The sequence below is a fragment of the Ekhidna sp. genome, assembly GCF_040220215.1.
GTDB lineage: Bacteria > Bacteroidota > Bacteroidia > Cytophagales > Cyclobacteriaceae > Ekhidna.
The window spans coordinates 147,525-172,406 of record NZ_JAVJTR010000020.1 but is presented as its reverse complement, the minus strand read 5'-3'; the positions used below and the strand labels follow the sequence as shown (position 1 = coordinate 172,406).

The following is a 24,882-nucleotide window of genomic DNA, read 5'->3' as shown; positions in this document are numbered from 1 at the left end:
TTCTAAAAATGCGTGTCACCCTGAGGGTCTCGCCTTCCTGCCGGCAAAGGCAGGAAGGGTGTGGGATCATGGTGAGGGTTTATTAATCATTCGTGAGTTATGCATGCAATCCACCACGTAGTTCTTGTTCGTATATAGACCATCTATAACCAACGACTAATAAATGTCAGACTCAAAAGGGAGATTAACGCTGGACATCAATGCTCCAGCTCCCATATTTAAACTCAATGATATATTCGATAGGGAAATTGACCTTTCCGCATATAAAGGGAAGAAAGTCCTCATAGCCTTCTTTCGTCATGCCGGGTGTCCGTTTTGTAATACCCGTGTTCACAGCCTTCAAAAGCATCATGCGGAAATAAAAGCAAAACGATTGGAGATGATTTTCTTCTTCGAATCAAAGAAGGAACTGCTGCTCTCCAGTAATTTCCATCAAACCATCTCCCCCATTCCCCTAATTTCCGATCCGGGCAAAATTTGGTATGATGCCTATGGAGTTGAAAATTCCGGACTCAAATCTGCTAAAAGTCATTTCACCAGCTTCTTTCAAAAGGTGTTTGAGGCAAAGAAAAAAGGACTACCGGTACACTGGATGAATGGAAATGAATCCATCAAAACCATCCCTGCAGAATTCCTGATGGATGAGCGAGGGATCATTCGAAAGGTCCACTACGCAAACGGGCTCAGAGACCGCATGGCCATAGATGAGATTGTGCAGTTTACTGAGAGCTGATTCTTCGTTCCAATGAAACTTGCAAAATTCAATTGCGTATTATTACTTTGTATTTCAAAGTACTTTTAAATGAAAGAAAAATACATAGAAGACCTGAAGGAAATCAAGGACATTATGAACCGGTCTTCCAGATTCATTTCACTCAGCGGACTTTCGGGCGTCTCGGCGGGAATTATAGCACTATTTGGTGCCTATATGGCCTATCAAACAGTGTATACTAATCAGGATTATCTTGGCTATCGGAGTGCTATTCTTACGAGTGAAAGCCTGACTCAACTTCTTTTAATTGCGGTGGGTACCTTAGTACTAGCCGTTACTACTGGAATTTATTTCACCACACGGGAGACAAAAAAGAGGAATCAAAAGATCTGGGACATCCAAACAAAGCGACTTCTAATCAACCTCGCCATTCCCTTAATCACCGGAGGGATTTTATGTCTGATGTTACTTTTCAAAGGGTATGTGGGAATTGTCGCTCCATTGACGCTGGTCTTTTATGGTCTTGCACTTGTAAATGCCAGCAAGTACACCCTCAATGAAATCAGAAGTTTAGGACTGATTCAAATTGTACTCGGACTTATCGCTACGCATTTCATTGGATTCGGATTGATCTTCTGGGCTGTTGGATTTGGTGTACTTCATATTGTTTATGGATCGATTATGCATTGGAGATACAAGTCGTGAAAAAACTTTTACAAGATTTAGATAAAGCATTTGAAAACAAAGTTCGACTGGGGATTATGTCTGCCTTGATGGTCAATGATTTTTTAGATTTTAATACACTTAAAGATTTACTTGATGTGACGGATGGAAATTTAGCCAGTCACCTGAAGTCGCTTGAGAAAAGTGATTATGTACAATTCCAAAAAGAATTTCTTGATCGTAAACCCAACACAAAATACTCTGCCACCACGAATGGCAAAGAAGCTTTCAGAAAACATATTAACGCTATTGAACAATTATTGAAATAAAAATTTTACATAAACACTTTGAAATACAAAGTACTTTTAATTACTCATTATGAACACAGATAACACCCCCATTGAAAAAGTGAGCAACCTGATTAAGAATTCGGTTACGCTAAAATTAGTTACCATCACTTTCCTGATGCTGCTCCTGCTTATTCCCGCATCCATGATTCAGTCAATTATCCAGGAAAGAGAGCAACTGAATAATGAAACAACGAACGAAGTAAGTGCCAAATGGGCGAATGAGCAGCTCATCAATGGGCCTATCCTTTCCATCCCTGTGATTTATGAGTATGAAAAAGATGACGAGAAAATTTCCGTCACAAAATACTGGCAAATCCTGCCAGAAAATCTCAACATTACCGGTGACATAGTTCCTGAGAAATTGAAAAGAGGAATTTATGAAGTGGTTGTATACAAATCAGTATTGGCTATTTCAGGTAATTTTCTAATCAAGAGCCAGCCCGATCCGAATAACTTAAAACAAATTCAATTTGATCAGGCTTTTCTCACCATTGGCATATCTGATCTAAGAGGAATTAAGAACAAGATAAATCTGAAATGGAATGGTGGGAATCTCAACGTAAACCCCGGCTCTAAACTTCAGGACATCATCTACTCGGGGGTAACCATAGATCTTCCGTCTTTAGCAAAACAAACAGGAAATGAGATTCCATTTTCGTTCGACTTAGACCTCCAGGGAAGCAAAAAACTAGCTTTCATCCCAATCGGCAGCACTACAAATGTCAATTTAAAATCGCCATGGGAGTCCCCCTCTTTTAATGGAAATTTTCTGCCAGACAACAGGGAGCTGGGTGAAGATGGTTTTACAGCAGACTGGACTATTCTGCAGCTCAACAGAAACTATCCGCAGACATGGATTGGTAATGGCCAGCGCCAGCAAATGCAGGAGTCATCCTTTGGTGTGGAACTGATCTTACCACTGGATGATTATCAAAAATCATATCGTTCAGCAAAATATGCGGTGATGACCATAGCACTTACATTTCTCATATTCTTCCTGGTGGAGGTTTTGAACAAGCGAAAAATTCATCCTTTCCAATATGCACTGGTAGGGCTTGCGCTGTGCCTGTTTTACATCCTCTTGGTCTCGATTTCTGAGCATACGAACTTTAATGTAGCTTATGGAATTTCCACGCTTGGGATTGTCATTATGATCTCGCTATACTCACTAAGTGTCTTCAAAAAAATGAAGCTTTCGCTTCTGCTAATAACCACGATCACCGGCATTTACGGATTCCTCTTCGTCACCCTTCAATTAGCAGATTATGCCTTGTTAATGGGAAGCGTTGGGCTGACGATCATCCTGGGATTAACCATGTACTTCACCAGAAATATTAACTGGTACAAATTGAATATTGAAACAGAATAAATAACTGTAAAACAAATGATTATGAATCAAGCATTAGCTAAACAAGTAAGAAAATGAATAGGGCACTAAGTATTAAAAATATATTAAGCTGGGCATTTATGATCATGTTCATGATAATAGGTGTACTAAATGCGGTGTTTGTACACCCGGTTCCTGGTATCTTCTACCTCTCAATTTCCCTAATTTATTGTCCGCCGTTAGGCACAGTGGCAATGAAGCGGCTGGGACTACAGTTTCCTTACCTCTTCAAGATCATCCTGGCTTTTTTAATTATGTGGGTCACACTGGCGGTAGGTGATCTTGCAGAAATGTCTGGTTTGTAAAACATTATTAACTTAAATTCTAATACGATGTACGCAATGAACAAAAACAAAAGACTTGTGAAAATTCTGATCGCAGTACCAATCCTGCTGCTGATTCCTTTTTTCGCAATGCAATTTTCATCGGAGATCAACTGGACAGTCTTTGACTTTCTGGTAATGGGGATTCTGTTAACCATTACGGGAGTTGTGCTTGAGATGATTTTAAGAAAAGTACCAAACAGGGAAAATCGCATTGCGCTGATTGCAATCATTCTTATTGCTTTTCTTCTTATCTGGGCAGAACTGGCGGTAGGTATTTTTGGTTCTCCCCTCGCAGGAAGCTAGGAGTTAATCTATCCTATCACATCAATGGTGTTTGCCTGAAAAGTTTCGTCTTCTCAGGCAAACCCATCAGGTTAACGGTTAAAAATACCACTTCCGCTATCTAGCAAGTAACCAAATCGTTTTTATATATTTGGAGTGCGTGTTATAACCTGAATAGAACCGCCGGCGAGGCAGGTTCTGATTACTGGCTATCAACATGTTAACTGATAAAAGAACCGAAATATATAATGTAAATAACACGCATTAGCGTACGTTACATTAAATGGTTGGTGGCAAGTGAAACATACAATAGTATTGACAAAATAAACAATGCAAAATTTACTATTTGATTTTATATCAAAATACATTTCACTGACAGAAGATGAGAAGAACGCAATACTTTCGTTAGACCTGTTTCGCTCCGTAAAGAAAGGGACGGCATTACTCAAAGCAGGACAGAAATCACTGGATAGTTACTTTATTCTAAAAGGCTGTATTCGGACTTATTACCTAATAGACGGAGAAGAAAAAACAACAGCTTTCTACACAGAAATGGAAGTCCTAACGCCTCACTGTGTGATAAATAAAGCTCCTTCTGAATATTACATTAGTTGTGTTGAAGACAGTATTCTTTCAGTGGGAAATTCAGATATGGAAGCAGAAATGAACAGTAAATTTCCAAAGTTTGAAATCATGTGCAGGATGCTGTCAGAAGAATTATTAGCCAAGGAACGAACCGATTTTGACGAGTTTAAGACTTCTTCCCCCGAACAGCGATATCTGAACTTACTGCAAAAAAGACCTTACCTAATCCAGCGTGTTCCTCAACACCAATTAGCGAGCTATTTAGGGATCAAACCTCAATCACTGAGCAGACTAAGAGCTAGGATTATGGAGAAAAAATAGAAGGTAATTTCATTTCTTAACTTAAGTGAACGAGTAGTCACTTCTCGCCAATCCACTTTTGCAGTATCAATTGAAAAGATATGCATAAGAAAGTACTATGGATTGGCCTTGCCTTACTATTGACAAGCACTTTACAACTTGCAGCACAAGAAGCCAAACAAGACAGCACGTATAAAAAGTGGTTTGTTGGGAGTTCACTCCTGATGTTAGGAAATTTCATTCCGAATGACCCAAATCCACCTGAGTATGTCCAATTAAATGTTGGATACAGGATTACACCTAAAGATGTTCTTCATTTTAGATTTAAAAGATCCACTTATGCCTGGCCAATAGGAATTCCTTTTGGGCCATCATTTGATACACCGGGACTAAACTATCCCGGACACGCGCGCATACTTGCTCCTACCTTGGGTTACCAGCGGTTTTTGGGGAAAGGAGTCTATACATCCGTTTATGCATTGAATGCTTTTGAAAAATACATGGATGAGGAAAATAAGAAGGTTGGAAATGGTTACACGTTATATCTGGACTTCTATGTAGGCTACCAGTTTAAGTTTTGTAAAAACCGCTTCTTTTTTGAACCAGCCATTGGAATTAGCTATTGGCCGGTAAGAACAAATGTTCCAGAATCTTTTATAGAAGTAGAACAAAAATGGCGTAACTACTTTATTCAACCCGGGCTTGATTTTGGGTTTAAGTTTTAACATCCTAATCGGGAAAATAACCACGACTTCATTTCTTAACTTAAGTGAACAATTTTAAGTCTATTACCTACAGACTTTTGCACTCTCATCTCACATAAAAAGAAAATATATGCAAAAGAAAATTTCACTCTTTGGTTTTGTCATTCTGATGACAAGTACGCTCCAACTCAGCGCACAATATGCTAAAACAGACAGCAATTACAAACGGTGCTTCGTTGGAAGCACTATGTTTCTATTGGGTAATTTAGATAAAGTAGACCCCCCGGGTTTCGCTCAACTTAATTTAGGCTATCGCATCACTGGAAAGGATGCCATTTCCATTGAACTAATAACCTGGAAACATTCTTGGCCACTTGGAATAAACCCTTTTTATAATAAGGCATACGGAACACCTGAAGAGAAATATCCTGGTTATATAAGAGAACATGGTTTTTCTGTTGCTTATCAAAGATACTTTTGGAAAGGTCTTTACGCAGCAGTGCATGCAGGGCCTATGTGGCAAACATTTAAGAGTGAAAACGATAAGAAAGTTGGTGATGGTCTCATTATATTCAATACTTATCGAGTTGGTTATCACATCAAACTATTTAAGGATAGGTTTTTTTTCGAGCCATCAATTGGTATTGCTGGCCGACCATATCAATCTGAAATGCCAGTTGGATTTAAAGAAAAGGATGACAAGTGGCCAAAATGGACACCTGAGCCAGGGCTACATTTCGGATATAATTTTTAGTATTTCAGTAAGGGTTTAACAATACCCACTTTAACAAATAATAGACACCAGTCTCTAACATCACCTATACGCAAGCAGGGATTTCGTGCTTCGTCGGACAGGAAAGTGAGAAATTTAAAGTTCAATTCTCGCATTGGATAAGTTTAGTAACTTTTCTCGTTTCTACATTTGGAAGCATTTCTGATTTTTTTGAAAAAAAATCTTTAGGCTATATCTTTTACTTACTTGGAAATAGCGAGTTCATACTTCCGAAGTTTCTAAAACTTCGGAAGTCTAATAAAACCCTCCCCTGCCTCGTTTCATGTCCCACGAAACGATACCTACTAAGTATCCCGGCCCTGTGCCGGGATCTTCCAGAAAAAACAAGAAGGTCTCGGAATAAATCCGGGACATTCACGTAAATAATACCATGTGTCATTCTAACAATAAACACCTGCACCACAACAAGAAGCTCTTGTAGCAAAACAATGGGTAGTGAAGTTTACTGGTGAATAGATATCATCTCTATTGCCTTAAAATATAGATGAAATCATTTTACTTGTTCGTATATTTAGGATACATGTCAACTCCCCAGTGCATGCGTATTCAAGCATTTTAGGCTCTGAATCTGATGAAAATAATATCATTATCTCTATTAGCAGTCATTTTTTTTAATGGGTGTACTTCAAATAAAGAAAATGTTGTACAAACATCCGGGTTTTCACCTGATGAGATGGATACTACTGTTAATCCAGGTGACGATTTTTACAGATTTGTTAATGGAAGATGGATAGACAACACAAGGCTACCAATTGGTTATTCATATTTGGGGAGCAATGAAGAAATAGAAGAAAAGACAAATCAACAGGTAATCCAATTAATAAAAGAAGGACCTCTAAAACATCAGGTTGATGAACCTTCTGACAGACAGAAGGTATATAATTTTTTCAAAGTAGCTATGGATTCCGTTCAAGCCGAAAAAATTGGATTGAAGCCGCTACTCCCCTACCTAGAGTTAATAGAAAAAATTAAGAACAATGATGATGTAACAAAGTACTTGATTGAGGCTCATAAAATATCCAGAAACCATGACTGGTACGCACCCTTTTTTAGTTGGCGTGTAGTCTCTGATTTGCGAAATACCAAACAACTGGGGCTTTACCTTGACGCTTGGGGAGTGGGGCTGTATGAAAGTAGCTATTATCTTTTGCAAGACGATCAATCAAAAGGAACCAGACGAAAATATATTGAACATATTGAAAACATTTTAACCTTGAGTGGGATTTATCGCATTCAAGCAAGTGACAGAGCCGAAAAGGTTTTAGAGATTGAAACGGAGTTAGCTGAAGCAATGCTTAATGCTGTACAAAGGAGAGACCCAGATCTTTGGGCTAAAATTCCAATCAGTGATCTGGTATCATATACACCTTCCATTAAATGGACTGATTATTTCTCTCAACTAGGTTTAGTTCAGGACTCAATATATTCAAGAGACGTTGGGTTCTTAAAAGCAATCGAAAAGGTTTTAACTCAAAGCAAGCCAGATGATATTAAAGCTTATTTGCGATGGAGATTGTTGGATGGATTTGCACCATATTTAAATCACAAATTTGTTAAAGCTGATTTTGACTTTTTTGGCAAGCACTTGAGGGGTGAACAAGAATTAAGTTCGAGGGAAGCAAGGGTGTTAAATGTAATGCGACATGAAGCATTGGGGGATATTATAGGTAAAATATATGTTGAAAAACACTTTGCCTCGCAGACAAAAAAAGAGGTAGCGGATATGGCTAATAATATAAAAGAAGCGTTTGCCAACCGTATTAATAATCTGTCATGGATGTCAAACTCTACAAAACAAAATGCCCTCTCCAAACTTCGTCTATTAAGAATTAAAATTGGACATCCGGAGGCATGGCCTGATTTCACCAAACTTCATATTAATGGCGATTCAGTTCATTCTTCCTACGTTCAAAACGTAATGAACTGTTTTCGCTTTCAATTTGATAAAAAAGTAAAAGCTCTCAACCAACCAATAAACACGGAAGAATGGAGGATGTCTCCTGTCACTATAAATGCTTTTTACAATGCATTATTTAATGAAATCGGAATCCCCGCTGCTATTTTACAACCGCCATTTTACATCGCAGGAGCAAACGTAGCTATAAATTATGGTGGGATTGGATCAATTATTGCGCATGAAATCAGCCATGGTTTTGATAGCCAGGGAAAAAAATTTGATGCGGATGGTAACCTGAATAATTGGTGGACGCCAACAGATTTAGCAAGTTTTGATGAAAAGGCAGAGAAATTTGCCAGGCAAATTGATACCTACGAACCAATGGACAATGTTTTCTTAAATGGGCAACTGGTTCTTCATGAAAGCATTGCTGACCTAGCTGGAGTTGCCATAGCCTTTGACGGATTACAACGTCACATAAAAAAATCAACAAAAAGAGAATTAGTAAACGGATATTCTGCCGAGCAACTATTTTTTATATCATATGCTGCATCAAAAAGGGCGATCTACACAGATGAAGTATTACTCGGGCGGATTCAAATTGACGCTCACATGCCCGACAAGTACAGGATCAATGGAATACTTTCGAACTTAGTGCCATTTTACGATGCATTTAAAGTCAATGAAAGAAACGCTCTATACAGATCAGAAACTGAAAGGATAGAAATTTGGTGAGTATTTAAAAAATATATAAACCCTCCTAGCGCGGAAGTTACTTCCGTGTTCATCATGATTTTATTTTATAAGTTCATATTTCCGAAGTTTCTAAAACTTAGGAAGTCTATTAAAACCTGCCTCGGTTCGTGTCCCATAAACGATACTACTAAGTATCCCGGCCCTGTGCCGGGATCTTCCAGAAAAAACAAGAAGGTCTCGGAATAAATCCGGGACATTCACGTAAATAATACCATGTGTCATCCTAACAATAAACACCTTCACCACAGCATGAAGCATTTGTAGCAAAACAATGAGTATTTAAAGTACAGCAAGACAGACTTCAAGCGTAGCAAGAAGGACTTGCAGCAAAGCAATGAGCATTTACTTCTCTCCAATGGGTATTTACTTTGCAACAATGAGTCCTTACACCACCACTGGGTGCTTGCATGAATGCAATGGGGTTATTTGAAAATAAATTTTCCGGACCTTGATATTTTCTCACCCTGAAATAGCGACATTAGCGTACTTAAATCAGAAACATTATGTCAAAATCACAAGACGCAAAAAAAGCTGTAAAAAAAGCTCCTGCCAAGACGGCCAAGGAGAAAAAAGCTGAGAAAAGAGAGAAGAAAAGCAAGTACTAAGTCTCTTCTTTAACTCACTTTGTACACATCAATTGTGTTTGCCTGAAAGTTTCTTCTTCTCAGGCAAACCTCAAACCCTTCGCGGGAGCCTTCATCGTTGGTGTTTCCCTCGATCGTATGCACCCAATCACCCTCCACACCAATCACAATGCCAGTATGCACCCAGTCGTACTGGGTCTTCATATTCAGAAACACATCGCCCGGCTCAATAAGCTTAGGATTATTTCTAAGATTGACATTTCGGTGCAATTTCTTTTCTTTCAGGCCATGACTTCCCACCACATCACAGCTATATGAATGGGGCATGATCTCCGTAAATCGCTTTCCTAGTGTGGTAGTGGCCTGATCTAGGATCGTCTGCACAAAGCCCATGCACCATGCCCATTCTTTGCCTTCATTGCCATCCATGTAAGCCCGCACCCACGGACCAATGTTGGAATTGTAGAGCTCCCGAGGGATATTTTGCAAATGCTGACGGGCATAGGCAACAATCAATTGCCTGAGGTCATTTCCATTGATTCGGCTAAACGCATTGAACATGGGGCTGCATAGCATTCGGAATGTATTGGGCCCAACCTCTCCGTCCACCGTCAGCTTTTTGTGTGCCTGAAAGTCCCGAACCACTGCCTCGCTTTGCGGACCATAGTCTCCGTCTACCGACACCCGATGAAACCACCCAGGATCAACAAACCGCCAGAGGTTCAGCCACTCCTGGACTTTTTGCACGTCGTACCCCTTTGCTCCTACCTTCAGCACTTTGGAGATGTTCAGTTCTTTGATGTAGTGTTTCTTGATCATGGTGCTATTTTTTTAGTCTGTCAATAAAATCAGTGATGCGAGCCTGCATGCGCGTCAGCGGGCGAAGTTTTTCTTCCTCCATTTTTTTCCTGGTGATCACCTTCGCCACGGTATCGACCTCAGCCAGCTGGAGCGAATCCCATGGAAATGGCATCTTCAGTGCCAAAGCCTTCCATTTCTCCATATCCACGGAATCTTTAAGAGGAATCAGTTGATATTTAAACTTGCTCAAATTCAGTGTGCTGTCGTATCGGCTCAGAGCTGCACTATCCAGCGCGACCAGCGCGGTGTTCCATTCCTGCCGAAAATCGCCGGATACAAACCAGTCAGAATGCTGAATGGTTACAGAAGTAATCAGCTCATATTCGTTGGTACGAAGCTTATCCCGTGTGGCTATAAGCTGTAGCACATCGGCAGAATCGATGTTTAAGGTGTCTATTAAAATACTGGCAACACCGAGCGAGTAGTAGCTAAACGGATATTGCTTTTCCAAAAAGGCCAGTTTTTTCAGATCGACAACAAACCGTTTAAAATGCTGCGTCATCTTCTCTGCTTTCTCCACCCCTACGGTATTGATCATGCCCAGATACTGCTGGTAAAGGCTATCGATAAAGGCAGCTTCATATCGATCTACCAGGGTATCTGCTTTGATGGAGGCGAGGTGCAAATCATACGGATGGGTATGAAACGAAACCTGAAGGTCTGGCTCGTCCAGCAATAAGGAGAAGAAGTTTCTTAAGGCTTCCTTTCCATTCGCTTCTGCTCGTTCCACAATTTCGGCACCCCGCGCCTGCTCTAGTAGCTTTTGCTTGCATTGACGCTTCACCTCCTTCGCTTCTTCGAAGTTTACATTGCCGGAAAAAGACACCAGCTCAAAGCCCTTGACTTTCCGTTCCGGTATAAACCAGGGGTTGATATCCACATCCAGAACAGTCGGTTTAATCCCGTAGAAGTGGATCATTTTTCGATCCTCCTCATAGAGGAAGTTGCTCTCATCTAACTGACCAAAATGAAACCCTGCCTTGACGGATCCCCGTCCGATGAAAACAATGTTTTTCTTTTTCTCACGATCCAGGTCCTGCCCAATGACATACTGATAAAACGGAAAGAAATCGTATACGAACGCCGGTACCTCCAGCAGATATTCATTCATGGCAGAGTCCAGTTTACTCCCCTTGAGTCCACTGGTTTTGCTGAGACGTTTAAATTCACTCTTAAAGTCTTTGAGCATCCGTTTGTAAATGGTCTGCTCTACATTCCCTACCAGGCTTGCTTCCTTGTAAATCCGGTTCATATCGCGGGTTAGGTAGTTGTTTCCAAGGCAGGCCACAAACTCGTTGAAAGTATTATTAGATGGCAGGTCTAAATGAAATTCAGTGTTTCGCACCTTGCTTTTCAGCTCACTCTTACGATTTTTATTTTCCCATATAGTCAGTGCCACTTCCTGCCATGCATTCTCCGCAAAATCAGTCAGCGTATCAGACGGGAACTCCGTAAGCTTAAATTCCTTCCATGAAGAAATCACTTCTCCATAGTATTCTGCCGTGACCAGTTGTCCAATATCCCGAACGCCCGTCACCAGATTGGCCGTTTGTTTGGTCCGGGCATTGGTAAACATGCCAATGGGATCCCAGAAAGTGAAGGCGATTAGTACACCCACGACGAGTACAATATCGAGGAACAGTTTCCAGTTTTTGAGAAGAAAGTAAATCATACACCTACCTCCTCTTCTGTGATTTCCGGGATCAATTCCCCTTTATGAAAGTCAATGTAAATCTCCTGATAGCCCAGGGTGCGGAGTAGGGTTTCCAACATCAGGCGTGTCTTTTTTTCAGTCGCCTCAATGATGTTCATGTGCTTCAATGAGTTTCGAATATCGATCTCTGCATCCTGAAAGAAGCTTTCCTGATCTTCCAATGAAATTTTATTGAGGAAGGCATCTGTGGAAATAAGCGTATCCTGCCTGAATTGCTCCGCCGGATATGAAAAATTGATCACCTCGACGGGTGGCAATTTGAGTGAGATGCTCTTCCCGTCAATATCCACATCCTCTTTTTTCAGTTTCTCCAGGTCTACACCTGCTTTCACTATCGCTTTGGAATGTGCCAGAAACTTTGCTTCATTGAGCTTCACCACCCAAAGCAGACGCTTTCGTTTGACACCATACACGATCTTATCAATGGTAAATTCCGTGGTAGCCAGCTTGGAGGCCTTCTTTATTTTGCCGACCACTAAACCTCGATCATCCTTGCAGGCAGACAGCAAGATCAGCAACGAAACGATATAAATCAGTCGCCTCATTGTCAGCCTTTCATTGGATCAACGGTAGAGAAGTCTTCCTTAGCAGGTTTCTCCTTTTTGGGTGCCTCTTCCGCAGTTGCTTTCATCGGATCATCCGCTCCTACAGGTGAAGGCTCTTTGATTTCTTTCTGTACCTGATCAGCGATCGAAGGTTTTGCGCGCTGGCTGGCAGATGGTGTTCCATTTTTACCAACAGGAACGGGAGCGCCATTCGGTCGTAAGTACTGCAGCGAACGACTGCCAAAATAGAATGCAATCATCATCAGGAAAGCGGTTTTGAAAAACTCATACTGATCCCAAAAAAGTGAAGTTGGGTCAATTTCATTGGTCATTCCAAAGCTTACCACAAGTAGTGCTATGGCTCCAAACAGCAAGGAAAAAGCAATCATTCCGCGCACAGTTCCGTTTGGCATTCCAAAAGTCTCGTCTTTATAGGGATTGTATTCCGGTTCCGCCTCAATGTCATCCTCATGGTAGAAGTTGCCCATTCGTTTATCCTCTTTGGCAGAATAAATCTTGTTCCACTCCTCATCGGTGAGTCCAAGGTTTACATTGTAGAAGTAGATGGCCCAAATGAAATAAGATAAAAAGATACACGCCCAAAGCGTCACTATCCCAAGTCCTATTGCTTTAAACACCGCGCTTTCTCCGGTATTGGTCTCAAACACCATCATCACACCAAAGGCACCCAGACCCAGCAAAATGAAAATGATCACCCGTATGCCCCAAAAGAAGAATTTAGACATGGAGTCCGGTTTCTTCTTTTTGCTCCCTGTTGTGGACTTATAAAAGGCATAAACCACGATAAACACGCCAAATGAGATGATCACCGCCACATGTTTGCCCCAGCCCTTGATCCAGGGATTTCCGAAATATTCATGGATAAAGAGTATGATGAAAAAAGCACCAAGTAACAGAACGACTCCTTGAAGTAAAACACGATTGAACAATTCCTTATCTCGTGATTGGTAAAGGTTAAGCATGGTCCAGGGATTTGAAGAAGTTGGAAACGGATTTTATGATGGCTTTCGTAAACCCGATGATCGGGCCAATCAAACCAACCAACCATAACCAAACATCCTCCAGCAAATCTGGACGATAGATAATCAAAATAACTGAAATCGTAATTACCGCAACAAGGATAAGTATGAGTGCGTGCCTCATGGGTTAAGTGATTAGGTTGGTTCTTTAAAGAGAATCAATTTTTGCCCGAAATCAAATACCCGATTAGTGGTATTTTCTCAATTACCTCTTTGAATAGCTAAATCGATCAGCTTATCAATCAGCTTTGAATAACTGATGCCGGCCTCTTCCCACAGCTTGGGATACATGCTGATGTTGGTGAATCCTGGAATGGTGTTCACCTCATTCACTAAAATATCACCTGTTTCTGTTAAGAACATATCCACACGGGCCATTCCTTCACAGTCCAGTGCTTTATATGCTTTTATCGCGGTTTGCTTTAATTCAGGTAGGTATTTTTCATCAATTTTTGCAGGAATGATGATCTCTGCATGAGATGTGGAAGTGTATTTTTCTTCGTATGAGTAAAAGTCACCCGACTGCACCTCACCTACGCCTGTCGCCTGTGGGTCTTCATTTCCCAGCACGGCACATTCAAGTTCCCGCCCTTTGATCCCCTTTTCGACCAAAACCTTCCGGTCAAATTTGAAGGCATCTGAAATAGCCTCCTTCCATTCAGCTTCATTGGTCACTCTGTGCACTCCTACGGAAGACCCCATATTTGCTGGTTTTACAAACACGACGGATCCCAGACTTTTCGTGATGGTATCAAAGGCTGGTTCCCCTTTTTCAATCAAAATCCAATCAGCTACTTTCATTCCCGAATCTCGAAGCAGACGTTTGGTCACGTCCTTATCCATGGATACCGCAGAACCTAAGACATCCGGCCCCACGAATGGCAGCTTTAGCAATTTTAGGAGTCCCTGAATGGTTCCGTCCTCCCCGTTCGGGCCATGTAGGATTGGAAATACCACATCAATCATTCCAAGCGATTCACCTTCACAGGTCAGGCATTCATTTTCACCTGGCCGAATAGCTACAGGACGACCCTGCGTAGTTATTTCGTCACCCATCTCTTCCATAGTGATTAGTCTCCAGGCACCTTGCTGTGAAATGCCGACTAACGTTACCTTGTATTTTGAATGATCCATCGCATTCAAAATATTTCTGGCAGATCGTACAGAGATTAAATGTTCCGGAGATTGGCCACCGCAAAGGACAAGGATGTTTTTCATAGCATTTTCTTAAGACGAACTTAGAATATTTCAGTCATAAATTTCACGAAGTTCAAAATCTTCACCTTTTCCGTATTGGATGAGTTCGCTCATCAGGTAATCCTCCATCGAAGAAATGTCCTTTAGGCGATAGTCATTTCGTCCTACCACTTCCATCAGGACAAACTCGCTTTTCTCTCCATAGTTGACCAATCGGTACCTCTTACCTACCCGCATACTTGAAAATGCCAATCCACTCATATTGAAAGCAATATTATTGACCCAATTTTGATTTATTTTTACTTTATGAAAAAATTTCAATTACTCATAGTGACATTTAGCCTGATATTGATATTGGGTTGTGGTAAAGATGATTCGGCTGATTCATTTGTGGGAACCTGGGTGGCCGAAACGATTAAAGTTAGCGGCTGTGCGGATGAAGGCCGAAATGGCAGTGAGGATGTTCCATGCGATGACTCCTGCTACAGACTAGAGCTAATGGGAGATGGAAATTACACTTTTCAACAAGACTTTACCGTTGAGTCAGGATTTTGGGTGCTGGATGGTAAACTAAAGCTCTGCTCAGATCAGGAAGGTGAGACAATTTGCGATGAATACATTGCTTTACTTGCGCAAGGAGGCCTTGAATTGTCTTCTGACTCCACTTCTTCCGGGTGTGTGACTACTTATATATTCATGAAAGAAGACCCTGCTGACACGATTCAGTAATGGCTCATCAAAAGCACGAATCCAGGCTACACGGACAAAGTACCTACTTGAGTCGGATTCAAGCCTACCTCGGTGAATTTGTATATGGGGGTATCGATGGAAGTGTCACCACTTTTGCGGTGGTGGCAGGATCTGCTGGTGCAAATCTGGAGAGTTCTATTGTTATCATTCTTGGTTTTGCCAATCTAATTGCGGACGGTTTTGCTATGTCTGTAGGTAGCTATTTGTCTACCAAGTCAGAAAAGGAAAATTACGAAAAGCATAAAGCCATAGAATACTGGGAAGTGGACAACCTCCCGGAAAAAGAGCGGGAAGAAATCCGCGAAATATATGCGGCCAAAGGTTTTAAAGGGGAGCTGTTGGAAAAAGTAGTCGATGTGATCACTGAAGATAAAGATCGCTGGGTGGATATTATGATGAAGGAAGAACTTGAGATGGCAAAAGAGACAAAATCTCCTTTCAAAATGGGTGCCATCACCTTTCTTAGCTTTTTGCTACTTGGCTTCATCCCACTACTTATTTATGTGGTGGACTACCTGAATCCAATGACATCTGATTTATTCATGATCTCATCCGTTTTAACCGGACTGTGTTTTATTGGGATCGGTTTTCTTAAAAGTGTAGTCACCGGTACCAAAAAACTAAAGAGCGTAATGGAAACACTGCTCCTGGGAGGAGCAGCGGCTACTTTATCTTACTTTGTTGGAGATTTTTTAGAACAAATGATCCGGTAATCATTTTTCTACCAGTTTACCCATGTCGTATTCATATTCGATCTTGAGATTTCCCTCCTGATCATACCACCGGGCAACTCCATCTATTTTACCATCTACATAGTTCGATTCTTCCATCACCGTTCCGTCAACGTAATACTTTTGTTGCAATCCATTCAATACTCCATTGGTATAGTTTTTCCGCTCAACGATTATTCTTCGTTTATAAACCAGGTATTCACCATTGAGTTGATCATTGTGATAGGAAGCTTTAGTCTCTACATAGCCTACATTGTCAAACAAAAGCTGAACACCCTGCTTTTTCCCGTTTAAATAGGTGGTGATGGATTGCACCTTACCATCAGCCGTATAGCTGGTCCACGAACCATGATATTGACCATTCAGAAAATCCCCTTCTCCAACAGTAACCTCATCCTTTTTAACAATTGCTTTCTGAAGCCCGGGAACAGATTTATAATCCTGGATGATTGCTCCTCCGGGAATTTGACTTCCTTCGGTGTTTGATGAATTGGATGTATTTGAACCTCCGCAGGCGCTAATAACAAATGCTAAAATCCAAATAAGTTTCTTCATTACTTCTTTAAAATTTTTGGTAGTACATCGTTTAAAATCTTCTCTCGGTTGTTGAAAACCACATATAAGCCACAAAGAAAAACGATCAATGCATAATAAAACAACTGGCCTTTGTCCCCCATTACCTCAATGCCTAAAATAGTGAGGTGCATACCAATGGCGCCCACCATTAATCCAACTGCAATCATACCCCCGACCCAAGCTGTAGCGGGGATAATCAAAAGAATAACGGCTATCAACTCAGAGACGCCCACCATCCATCTACCCCAAGGTTCCATACCAACCATTGAAAAGATGTAAATAGACTCAGCAGAACCTGTAAATTTGAAAAAGAGGGTTTGACCCATGATGAATGCGGCAGCCAAACGAGCAACGATGTAGGCAATTTTTCTAAGCATAGGAGTGATTTAATGAAACGAAAATTAGAAATATTTTGAGAAAGCTACACAAGCTAAATAAGATCTACTGGATTTACGGGGGAGTAATGGGGCTTCTGATGATCATACTTGAAGTTATCCATTATCGGACTATAGTTCGCGATTTAAGTATGGAAATTTATGGTGCAATCATCGGAATAGTTTTTCTGGGGTTTGGTCTGTGGCTAGGGGCCGGATCATTTAAAAGAAAAAGACCAGATCATTTTGATCCTGAAAAACTGGGGCTGAGTAAAAGGGAAATGGAAGTTTTAGCTCTTCTTGCAGAAGGTTTGTCAAATCAGGAAATAGCAGATAAACTTTTTGTATCACTAAACACTGCTAAAACTCATATCTCAAATATTTATGCCAAATTGAATGTACAGAGAAGAACCCAGGCTATCCAAAAGGCCCGTGAAATAGCGCTAATTCATCCCTCAAAAGTGTGATTCTTTATAAATCACCCAAAAGGATGAAGAAAAAGATTGCAGGATAATCGTGTTTTGAACCAAAAGAAAAACAATGAAAAAGAAAACAGTAGTTAAATATGGGCTTATCAGTGGTGCATTGATTGTAAGCTCATGGTTCATCACAATTGGATCTGGTGATAACCCTGATTTTTCAGGTAGAGAAATTGTCGGTTATGCTATAATGTTGGCTGCTTTGTCCGCAGTATTTATGGGTGTTAAAAGTATCAGGGATGAAAAGGGTAGCCTGACATTTAAAGAGGGATTTGTAAATGGATTAGGGATAACTCTTGTTGCTTCAATTATCTACGTTGTTGGATGGATGATCTACTTCCCGAGTTTTGCCCCGGATTTCGTTGATAAATATCAGGCCTCACAGATTGAGCTAGTTGAGAAGTCTGACGTGCCCACAGCGGAAAAAGAAAAGCAAATCGAAGACATTAAAGACTGGATAGAAACCTATCAGCAACCTCATGTTATGGCCGCTATAACTTTTACTGAGATTTTTCCGGTTGGGCTTATAGTTACCTTAATTTCAGCTTTGATATTGAAGAGGAAATAGATTCTATCTAACTTTCCTTCATGATTAAAAGATGTTTGATTTGGGTGATGCCACTTATTATTGCATTAGGGTGCACCTCATCTGAAAAAGAAAACTCAGGAGCTTCCGGGGTGGTAGAATTTATAAAGAAAGAGTCGGGCACTTATATACCGGAGAATGTTCGTTCCAATGTAGCCAGCAAGCGTAGAAGCAAATTGAGCAACCTTACCTCAGACGGTGAGTCTTGGTTCAGCTTAAGAATAGCGGACCCATTTAGCAAAGTCAAAATCACAATTGCAAATGATGTCAGTCCTACGGAATTCGTCTGGTTTGTAAATGGAAGTAACATTGATTTAGAAAAAAATCAGTTTAGCCTGGACAGTGTTGATGTCAATAAAGGAGAGCTAATCGTGGATATTTTGATAACCAGGAAGGAAATCAATGTGTTCTTTGATGAAGGAGTCGAGAGCTTTGCTTTTAAACATGAACCACAATCCCTCAATAATAAGCTAAAAGTTGAACTGGATGATCAGCCTCGTGATCTGCCGGGGATTTTATATGACATTGGCATATAGGTAGGATTTCTACCACTATTTTATTGGTTGGAAGCTCATTTTAATTCAAAAAAACATTAAACTTGAATAGAGAACACATTAAAGTTAACCAATGAAGTCACCTTTGAAATCCCTAACCATTTTATTTCTTTCAGCTATTCTTATAAGCTGTACAAGTTCATCTTCGGGAGAAAGCGAGAAGTCAAAAGAGCAACTAGCAGAAGAAAAAACCATGAAGGATTTAGAAAAGCTAATGGAGGATTTGCCCGATCCATCGTTAGTACCCTTCACTTTAAAGTCTGTCGGGGCTGGTTTTGATAAAGGCCATATTAATTCATTGGACAGAATCGATAGTTACAAAAAGAATCGTGATAAAATGGCCCTCAATATGGGTGTATATGCATCTGATATTAGTTATTTGGCTGCATACGGGCATGAAGATGACTGCATTGATTATTTAAGGGCCTCTCATAGAATGGCTGAATTTCTGGGGGACTCAGCTATATATAACGAAGGAGACTTAAATGATTTCAGAGGTCATATTTCCAGCCAAAACGAAGAAGAAATTGCTCGAATTTTAGGAAAGCTTTTCCTCGAAACAAGTATGAAAATGGAGGAAGACCACCATTTAACTATGGCAGGGCTTGCACTTACAGGCAGTTTTGTAGAAGGGCTTTACCAGGCGGTGATCACTTTGGAAACATTTCCAAATACTCCTGAAAATCAAAAACTACTGGAACCTCTTGTGAAGATTGTCTTGGGGGAAGAAGAAGCTCTTTTGGACATCATTCAGGTACTGGATGACCTACCTTTTGATGATACCATTGCAGATATGATCACTGAACTGTCTATTCTGGACAGGCTTTATAAAGGTGACCTACAGGAGATAGAAGCAAAAATGCAGAGTGATCCCGAATTTGTATTAACGAGGGATGTGATGCGTGACATCACCCTGGAGGTTAAGCGGATCAGGCAAAGAATTACAGAAGAATAAGCACTTAATCTACCTAATCATGAAGCACTGACATTTCAGTGCTTTTTTTATGCATAAAAAAACCCTGACGGTAACCGTCAGGGCTGTTTGGCTTGATAAGAAAGGATATTACTTATCCTCTTTTTTCTTAGCTGCAGCTTTCTTTGGAGTTGCCTTCTTTGTTTCTTTTTTCTCAGCTTTCGGCTTTGCTTCTTTTTTATCAGCCGCCTTTGGAGCTGCCTTTTTCTTTGGTGCTGCCTTTTTGTCCTCCGTTTTAGATACTTCCTTCACCTCTGCTTTTTCAGCAGCTGCTTTCGGAGCTTCTTCCTTTTTTGGATTTGCTTTTTCTGCTTTAGGCTCTTCCTTCTTAGACTTGGCCTTCTTAGCGAATTCGGCCTTTATCTCTTCAATGTCTACATTTTTGATAGTAGGAACAGTATTCAAACGCTTCATAGCATTCACCCTATTCTTAGCGACATTCTTATTTTTTCTTCCTTTTCTTTCTAATCTAGTTACGGCCATTTTCTTGGTCTTCTTAAGTGAAATGAGCCGCAAATTTAGGGGATTATGTAGTTTTGTCCAAAACGAATTGTAAATGTCTAAAAGTAAGCCAACACTACCCCGTGGCACACGCGATTTTGGTCCTGAAGTTTCTGCAAAAAGAAGCTACATCATCGAAAAAATTAAACACAACTTTATCAAATACGGGTTTAGTCAATTGGAGACTCCAGCCATGGAGAACCTTTCCACGCTAACCGGAAAATATGGGGACGAAGGCGATCAACTTTTGTTTAAGATTTTGAATTCCGGAGATTATCTCAGCAAGGTTCAGGATAAAGACTATGCCAAAGGGAGTAAGCATCTAACTACAAAAATTTCCGACAAAGGGTTAAGGTATGACCTCACTGTACCATTTGCCCGATTTGTGGTAATGAACCAGCACGAGATTTCATTTCCCTTTAAACGATTTCAAATACAACCTGTGTGGCGCGCTGATCGCCCACAAAAAGGGCGGTATAGGGAATTTTATCAGTGCGATGCGGATATAGTAGGCAGCAATGGCATCTGGAATGAAGTAGAGCTAACACTACTTTTCAATGATGTTTTTGACGATTTAACCCTTGAGGATTACGTGATTAAAGTAAACCACAGGGAGATACTTTTTCTACTCGCAGCTCATGCAGGATTGAAAGGACAAGAAGTTTCTTTCTGTTCGGAAATTGACAAATTGGATAAAATCGGAATTGAACAAGTCAAGGAAAACATACTTTCCATAGGGGGAGAAAGCAAGAAGCTTGAGGAAGTAATGGACTTGATCTCATCCAAAGACAGAAATGAGCTAATGAATAAGGTGAGGTCAATGGATACGAAAAACCGAGGCGTACAGGAAGTGTCCCAATATTTCGAAAGTTTGGGTCAATTCGCTGACAAGAACCTGAAAGTTGAATTGGACCTTTCCCTTGCCAGGGGCCTCTCCTACTACACGGGGATGATTTACGAAGTAAAACCTACCAGCGTACAAATGGGCAGTATCTGTGGTGGTGGAAGGTATGATAACTTGACCGGAATGTTTGGACTGGAAGGAACCTCCGGCATTGGTATATCTTTCGGTCTTGACAGAATCTACGATGTAATGGAAGAGTTAAACCTGTTTCCAGAAAAAATCACTCAACCGTTGGATATTCTGATCGTCCACTTCAATGAATCAAATCTTAAGCATGCACAAAAAATTGTAATGAAACTACGTGAGGCAGGGATCAAAGCAGACCTCTATCCTACCTCTGAAAAGATGAAGAAGCAGTTTAATTATGCTGATAAAATTCATACCCCCTATACGCTGGTTATAGGAGATAATGAAATGGAGTCGGGTGAATACATGCTTAAAAACATGCAATCAGGAGAGCAAAAACCTATGAAACCGGATGAAATAATCCAGCTTTTTAAAGGTTAACTTTACGATACTTGTTCGTAAATCTGTTTGATGCAACAATGGAAACATATTTTGATCCTACTACTAATGCCCATGCTGGCTGGTGCCCAGGTATTTAGCAGCAAGGGTCGGTTTTCCGTGGAGTTTGATCGTGGATGTACCCCCATGACCGTAAACATTACAGAACACGACTCTTTTGGTGATGTGACCCGTCAATACTACTATTTTGTAGGTGCGGGGATTACAAATAGTAAAACCTTTACTTACCAGGATTCGGATACCTATCAGATTGTACAGGTAGTCGGTGCGGACGGGATAGATGACAAGACTGATACACTACTTGTACAAGCTTTTGCTTCAATCAAGCCGGAAATCGAAATTCAAAAATGTAATGGATCTGAAGTCTCAGTCACTTCTGTAGATAGCTATTATGATAGCATCAGGGTTTACTTCTCATCCACAGACTCTGCCACACTGCTAACTGATCAATCTGCCACCTTCATTTTTTCAACCACCGCCAGCCAAAGTATAGGATTGAAAGGTTTTTTCAACAATGCTAATGAAAACTGTAATTCGTTTTTTGAGGAAGTTGTGCCCATTCCGGTATTGGAGGCACCTGAAATTCTCAATGCCTCGATAAAAGAATCATGCAAGGATGTGTTTACACTCTACTTACAACTGGATCAAATAGATACTTTGACCAATTACAGGATAAACATTCACCAAACCTCGTCTTCTAAAATTTACGATGGGTATTTGAAGAATACTTCGCTGACTCTTCAGGATATTATATTTAGCAAAGAAGATTATTGCGTGACCATTGTGGCATATGATCCCTGCAATAACACCAGTCAGACGAGTACTGATTTCTGCGCCGAGTCAACCGACCTCTCCCTCTCTCCGTTTGAAACACTCTACTCGACATATGATTCCTCTGGGATTTTCATAAATCTTGATCTGGTTGAAACAGGAACATTTAATGTATATCGAAAGCTTGAGGATAATGAATTTGAATTCCGCTCAGAAGAAACGTCATCATTTACTGACATCATTGGATCAAATGGCAGAAAATACTTTTATCAAATTGAGTATGTGGATAGCTGTCAGCAAGTGCTCTATACTGCCCAAACAAACCCACCGTTGGTAGAGGCTTCATCTATTCGAACAAATGAATATCAGGTAGTTTTTACTACCCCCGTTAACTCACTCACCGAAATCCCATCAAATGAATATCAATCAGGAAATTCATTTTCTCAAACCACCGGAGAAATCAATAACGACCAGTTTACTATTCAATTAGATGGTAAAGACGGCAGTCCAAGACAGTTCATTACTGCTACATCCGTTTATTCTGATGGTTTAATTTTAAAATCCAATGCCATTACGGTTAGACATGAATTAGTGATTTATGTGCCCAATGCTTTTACACCAAATGGAGATGGGTTGAATGACACACTGGAGTTTTTAGGGCTTCCCACTGAGATCGCCACCATCCATATTTATAATCGCTGGGGCCAGTTAATATACTCATCCGACCAGCCAACACCAGGATGGGATGGTACAATCGATGGTTCTCTCGCAGGGCAGGGAACTTATCTATACGAAATCATCTTTGAAACAGCAAGTGGTGAAAAACGAACGCAAAAAGGTACTTTTGCATTGATTAAAAAATAAGAAGGATATGTTTGATATGATGAAAATGATGGGCAAGGTGAAAGAGATGCAAGCCAAAATGAAGGAAGCCCAGGATCAACTCAAAGACATAAAAGTGGAAGGCGAATCCGGTGGCGGGTTGGTGAAAGCCATCGCTAATGGAAACAAGGAACTTATTGGCTTGGAGGTAGATGAGACACTGGTAAACGGAACTGATAAGGATATGATGCGTGACCTAATCATCGCAGCTGTTAATAAGGCTGTTTCAAAAGCTGATTTCCAGGCTAAAGAGCACATCAAAAAATCCACGGAAGGCCTGATGCCAAACATTCCCGGCATGGATCTCTCAGGCATGTTGTAAATGACCAAAACTGCAATCGTCATACTTAATTATAATGGAAGAGCTTATCTGGAAAAGTTTCTTCCCGGTGTGATTAAATATTCTAAGGATGCCACAGTTATTGTTGCCGATAATGCTTCTACAGATGACTCTGTCGCTTTTTTAGAAGCCAATCATCCTGAAGTTCAACTCATAATTCTTGATGAAAACCATGGCTATGCCGGAGGGTATAATGAAGCCCTTAAACAAATAGAAGCAGAATATTATCTCCTCCTAAATTCTGATGTAGAAGTTACACCAGACTGGATTAATCCATTAGTGTCCTTTCTGGATTCCAACCCGGAATATGCGGCATGCCAGCCAAAAATAAAAGACTACAATCACCGTGCACTATTCGAATATGCCGGAGCGAGTGGAGGTTTCATTGACTCATTAGGGTATCCTTACTGTAGGGGTAGAATTTTCGATGAGCTGGAAGCTGATTCAGGACAGTATAATGATCCAATAGACATTTTTTGGTCATCAGGAGCGTGTATGTTGATCAGGTCAGAGGTGTTTTTTAACGCCAGAGGGTTTGATCAGGACTTTTTTGCTCACATGGAAGAGATTGACCTATGCTGGAGAATTCAGAGTATGGGCATGAAGATAAGAGCAATTCCTGCAGCTACAGTTTATCACGTTGGGGGTGGGACACTAAATAAATCAAGTTCATTCAAAACGTACCTCAATTTCAGAAACGGGCTCAGCTTGCTTATTAAAAACCTTCCATTGCCCCACCTAATCCTGAAATTTCCAATTCGAATATTCTTAGACTGGCTGGCGGCCCTCAAGTTTATCTTGGAAGGTAGCTTTAATCATGCTACTGCTGTTTTAAAAGCTCATTTTTATATACTAAGTTATTCGATTAAAACCCTAAAAAAGAGGAAGAACACATCAGCCACGCCGCAATCAATGATGGTTGTATTTGAGTATTACGTGAAAAAGAAGCGGAAATTCAGTGATTTTTAATAATACCAGAGGGTATTGTTTCTTCTTCTAAGATGCTTTCTGAAGTTCATCACGAAAGCAAGTCCCAGATATATGATCACAGGGGAACCAAAGGTCAAAAAGGATGAATAGATAAAGAAGAGGCGTATGCTTGAGGTAGGTATACGAAATTTCTCTCCCAAACGGGTACAAACTCCAAACGCGTATTTCTCTAAATAGTCCTGCATAATGATTTTATTGGCACAAAGATAAACAATACATGTTTTAGATAGTTGCTCCAATAGTGCTTGAA

General features: G+C 40.5%; 31 protein-coding genes. 20 read left to right on the top strand and 11 right to left on the bottom strand.

Annotated elements, in window-relative coordinates; translation table 11 throughout:
* Positions 1-163 precede the first annotated feature (163 nt).
* The 10 genes from RIC88_RS14510 (at position 164) to RIC88_RS14465 (ending at position 8,734) form a co-directional block, all read left to right on the top strand.
* Entirely contained in the window at positions 164-733 is a 570-nt protein-coding gene (locus RIC88_RS14510; RefSeq protein ID WP_350218278.1) for a redoxin domain-containing protein, read from the top strand.
* A 69-nt stretch (positions 734-802) separates the two neighbouring features.
* Positions 803-1,417, top strand: coding sequence for a hypothetical protein (locus tag RIC88_RS14505; protein ID WP_350218277.1), 615 nt, complete (start codon positions 803-805; stop codon positions 1,415-1,417).
* Entirely contained in the window at positions 1,414-1,704 is a 291-nt protein-coding gene (locus tag RIC88_RS14500) for a winged helix-turn-helix domain-containing protein (RefSeq protein ID WP_350218276.1), read from the top strand. The genes RIC88_RS14505 and RIC88_RS14500 overlap by 4 nt, the downstream gene beginning before the upstream one ends.
* A gap of 49 nt (positions 1,705-1,753) precedes the next feature.
* On the top strand, positions 1,754-3,094 hold the full coding sequence (gene creD, locus RIC88_RS14495) for a cell envelope integrity protein CreD (protein WP_350218275.1): 1,341 nt from the start codon (positions 1,754-1,756) through the stop codon (positions 3,092-3,094).
* 53 nt (positions 3,095-3,147) lie between these two features.
* The gene (locus RIC88_RS14490) at positions 3,148-3,417 is read left to right on the top strand and encodes a hypothetical protein (protein ID WP_350218274.1); all 270 of its coding nucleotides are present in this window, start codon (positions 3,148-3,150) and stop codon (positions 3,415-3,417) included.
* A gap of 36 nt (positions 3,418-3,453) precedes the next feature.
* On the top strand, positions 3,454-3,741 hold the full coding sequence (locus RIC88_RS14485; protein WP_350218273.1) for a hypothetical protein: 288 nt from the start codon (positions 3,454-3,456) through the stop codon (positions 3,739-3,741).
* Positions 3,742-4,050: 309 nt separating this feature from the next.
* Positions 4,051-4,626, top strand: coding sequence for a Crp/Fnr family transcriptional regulator (locus RIC88_RS14480; RefSeq protein WP_350218272.1), 576 nt, complete (start codon positions 4,051-4,053; stop codon positions 4,624-4,626).
* A gap of 80 nt (positions 4,627-4,706) precedes the next feature.
* Entirely contained in the window at positions 4,707-5,330 is a 624-nt protein-coding gene (locus tag RIC88_RS14475; protein WP_350218271.1) for a hypothetical protein, read from the top strand.
* Between the two features lie 109 nt (positions 5,331-5,439).
* Positions 5,440-6,063: a hypothetical protein gene (locus RIC88_RS14470; RefSeq protein ID WP_350218270.1), complete on the top strand. Its 624-nt coding sequence runs from the start codon at positions 5,440-5,442 to the stop codon at positions 6,061-6,063.
* Positions 6,064-6,673: 610 nt separating this feature from the next.
* Entirely contained in the window at positions 6,674-8,734 is a 2,061-nt protein-coding gene (locus tag RIC88_RS14465) for a M13 family metallopeptidase (RefSeq protein ID WP_350218269.1), read from the top strand.
* 635 nt (positions 8,735-9,369) lie between these two features.
* Here RIC88_RS14465 and RIC88_RS14460 read toward each other — a convergent pair.
* The 7 genes from RIC88_RS14460 to RIC88_RS14430 form a co-directional block, all read right to left on the bottom strand.
* Positions 9,370-10,158: a peptidoglycan-binding domain-containing protein gene (locus RIC88_RS14460; protein WP_350218268.1), complete on the bottom strand. Its 789-nt coding sequence runs from the start codon at positions 10,156-10,158 to the stop codon at positions 9,370-9,372.
* Between the two features lie 4 nt (positions 10,159-10,162).
* Positions 10,163-11,872, bottom strand: a complete 1,710-nt coding sequence (locus RIC88_RS14455; RefSeq protein WP_350218267.1) for a DUF4230 domain-containing protein — start codon at positions 11,870-11,872, stop codon at positions 10,163-10,165.
* A complete protein-coding gene (locus RIC88_RS14450) occupies positions 11,869-12,459 on the bottom strand; it encodes a DUF4230 domain-containing protein (protein ID WP_350218266.1) in 591 nt (196 codons plus the stop codon). Before RIC88_RS14450 ends, RIC88_RS14455 begins: the two co-directional genes overlap by 4 nt.
* A 2-nt stretch (positions 12,460-12,461) precedes the next feature.
* The gene (locus tag RIC88_RS14445) at positions 12,462-13,442 is read right to left on the bottom strand and encodes a hypothetical protein (RefSeq protein ID WP_350218265.1); all 981 of its coding nucleotides are present in this window, start codon (positions 13,440-13,442) and stop codon (positions 12,462-12,464) included.
* Complete coding sequence (locus RIC88_RS14440; RefSeq protein WP_350218264.1) at positions 13,435-13,623, bottom strand: hypothetical protein; 189 nt, start codon at positions 13,621-13,623, stop codon at positions 13,435-13,437. The genes RIC88_RS14445 and RIC88_RS14440 overlap by 8 nt, the downstream gene beginning before the upstream one ends.
* A gap of 77 nt (positions 13,624-13,700) precedes the next feature.
* Positions 13,701-14,717: a D-alanine--D-alanine ligase family protein gene (locus RIC88_RS14435; protein ID WP_350218263.1), complete on the bottom strand. Its 1,017-nt coding sequence runs from the start codon at positions 14,715-14,717 to the stop codon at positions 13,701-13,703.
* Between the two features lie 30 nt (positions 14,718-14,747).
* Entirely contained in the window at positions 14,748-14,957 is a 210-nt protein-coding gene (locus tag RIC88_RS14430; RefSeq protein ID WP_350218262.1) for a hypothetical protein, read from the bottom strand.
* 45 nt (positions 14,958-15,002) lie between these two features.
* On the opposite strand from RIC88_RS14430, the gene RIC88_RS14425 reads away from it, so the two are divergent.
* Both RIC88_RS14425 and RIC88_RS14420 read left to right on the top strand, forming a co-directional pair.
* Entirely contained in the window at positions 15,003-15,425 is a 423-nt protein-coding gene (locus RIC88_RS14425) for a hypothetical protein (RefSeq protein ID WP_350218261.1), read from the top strand.
* Positions 15,425-16,159, top strand: coding sequence for a VIT1/CCC1 transporter family protein (locus RIC88_RS14420; RefSeq protein WP_350218260.1), 735 nt, complete (start codon positions 15,425-15,427; stop codon positions 16,157-16,159). The genes RIC88_RS14425 and RIC88_RS14420 overlap by 1 nt, the downstream gene beginning before the upstream one ends.
* Here RIC88_RS14420 and RIC88_RS14415 read toward each other — a convergent pair whose 3' ends face one another.
* Together RIC88_RS14415 and RIC88_RS14410 are read right to left on the bottom strand one after the other, a co-directional pair.
* Complete coding sequence (locus RIC88_RS14415) at positions 16,160-16,732, bottom strand: toxin-antitoxin system YwqK family antitoxin (RefSeq protein WP_350218259.1); 573 nt, start codon at positions 16,730-16,732, stop codon at positions 16,160-16,162.
* Positions 16,732-17,130 (bottom strand): DoxX family protein, encoded by a 399-nt coding sequence (locus tag RIC88_RS14410; protein ID WP_350218258.1) that lies wholly within the window; start codon positions 17,128-17,130, stop codon positions 16,732-16,734. The genes RIC88_RS14415 and RIC88_RS14410 overlap by 1 nt, the downstream gene beginning before the upstream one ends.
* 35 nt (positions 17,131-17,165) lie before the next feature.
* On the opposite strand from RIC88_RS14410, the gene RIC88_RS14405 reads away from it, so the two are divergent.
* From RIC88_RS14405 to RIC88_RS14390, 4 genes are all read left to right on the top strand, one after another.
* Positions 17,166-17,594, top strand: a complete 429-nt coding sequence (locus RIC88_RS14405; protein ID WP_350218257.1) for a helix-turn-helix domain-containing protein — start codon at positions 17,166-17,168, stop codon at positions 17,592-17,594.
* Between the two features lie 73 nt (positions 17,595-17,667).
* Positions 17,668-18,174: a DUF4199 domain-containing protein gene (locus RIC88_RS14400; protein WP_350218256.1), complete on the top strand. Its 507-nt coding sequence runs from the start codon at positions 17,668-17,670 to the stop codon at positions 18,172-18,174.
* A 20-nt stretch (positions 18,175-18,194) separates the two neighbouring features.
* A complete protein-coding gene (locus tag RIC88_RS14395) occupies positions 18,195-18,728 on the top strand; it encodes a hypothetical protein (protein ID WP_350218255.1) in 534 nt (177 codons plus the stop codon).
* A 91-nt stretch (positions 18,729-18,819) separates the two neighbouring features.
* On the top strand, positions 18,820-19,701 hold the full coding sequence (locus RIC88_RS14390; RefSeq protein WP_350218254.1) for a hypothetical protein: 882 nt from the start codon (positions 18,820-18,822) through the stop codon (positions 19,699-19,701).
* Positions 19,702-19,809: 108 nt separating this feature from the next.
* On the opposite strand, the gene RIC88_RS14385 is transcribed toward RIC88_RS14390, so the two are convergent.
* Entirely contained in the window at positions 19,810-20,202 is a 393-nt protein-coding gene (locus tag RIC88_RS14385; protein ID WP_350218253.1) for a hypothetical protein, read from the bottom strand.
* 73 nt (positions 20,203-20,275) lie between these two features.
* Between RIC88_RS14385 and hisS the strand changes: the two genes are divergently transcribed.
* From hisS to RIC88_RS14365, 4 genes are read left to right on the top strand one after another with little or no spacing between them, the layout of a single operon-like run.
* Positions 20,276-21,631, top strand: coding sequence for a histidine--tRNA ligase (hisS, locus tag RIC88_RS14380; protein WP_350218252.1), 1,356 nt, complete (start codon positions 20,276-20,278; stop codon positions 21,629-21,631).
* A gap of 30 nt (positions 21,632-21,661) precedes the next feature.
* On the top strand, positions 21,662-23,284 hold the full coding sequence (locus RIC88_RS14375; RefSeq protein WP_350218251.1) for a T9SS type B sorting domain-containing protein: 1,623 nt from the start codon (positions 21,662-21,664) through the stop codon (positions 23,282-23,284).
* 7 nt (positions 23,285-23,291) lie between these two features.
* On the top strand, positions 23,292-23,624 hold the full coding sequence (locus tag RIC88_RS14370) for a YbaB/EbfC family nucleoid-associated protein (protein WP_350218250.1): 333 nt from the start codon (positions 23,292-23,294) through the stop codon (positions 23,622-23,624).
* On the top strand, positions 23,625-24,611 hold the full coding sequence (locus RIC88_RS14365) for a glycosyltransferase family 2 protein (RefSeq protein WP_350218249.1): 987 nt from the start codon (positions 23,625-23,627) through the stop codon (positions 24,609-24,611).
* Here RIC88_RS14365 and RIC88_RS14360 read toward each other — a convergent pair.
* Positions 24,608-24,817, bottom strand: coding sequence for a PspC domain-containing protein (locus RIC88_RS14360; RefSeq protein WP_350218248.1), 210 nt, complete (start codon positions 24,815-24,817; stop codon positions 24,608-24,610). The genes RIC88_RS14365 and RIC88_RS14360 overlap by 4 nt on opposite strands.
* Positions 24,818-24,882: the final 65 nt, after the last annotated feature.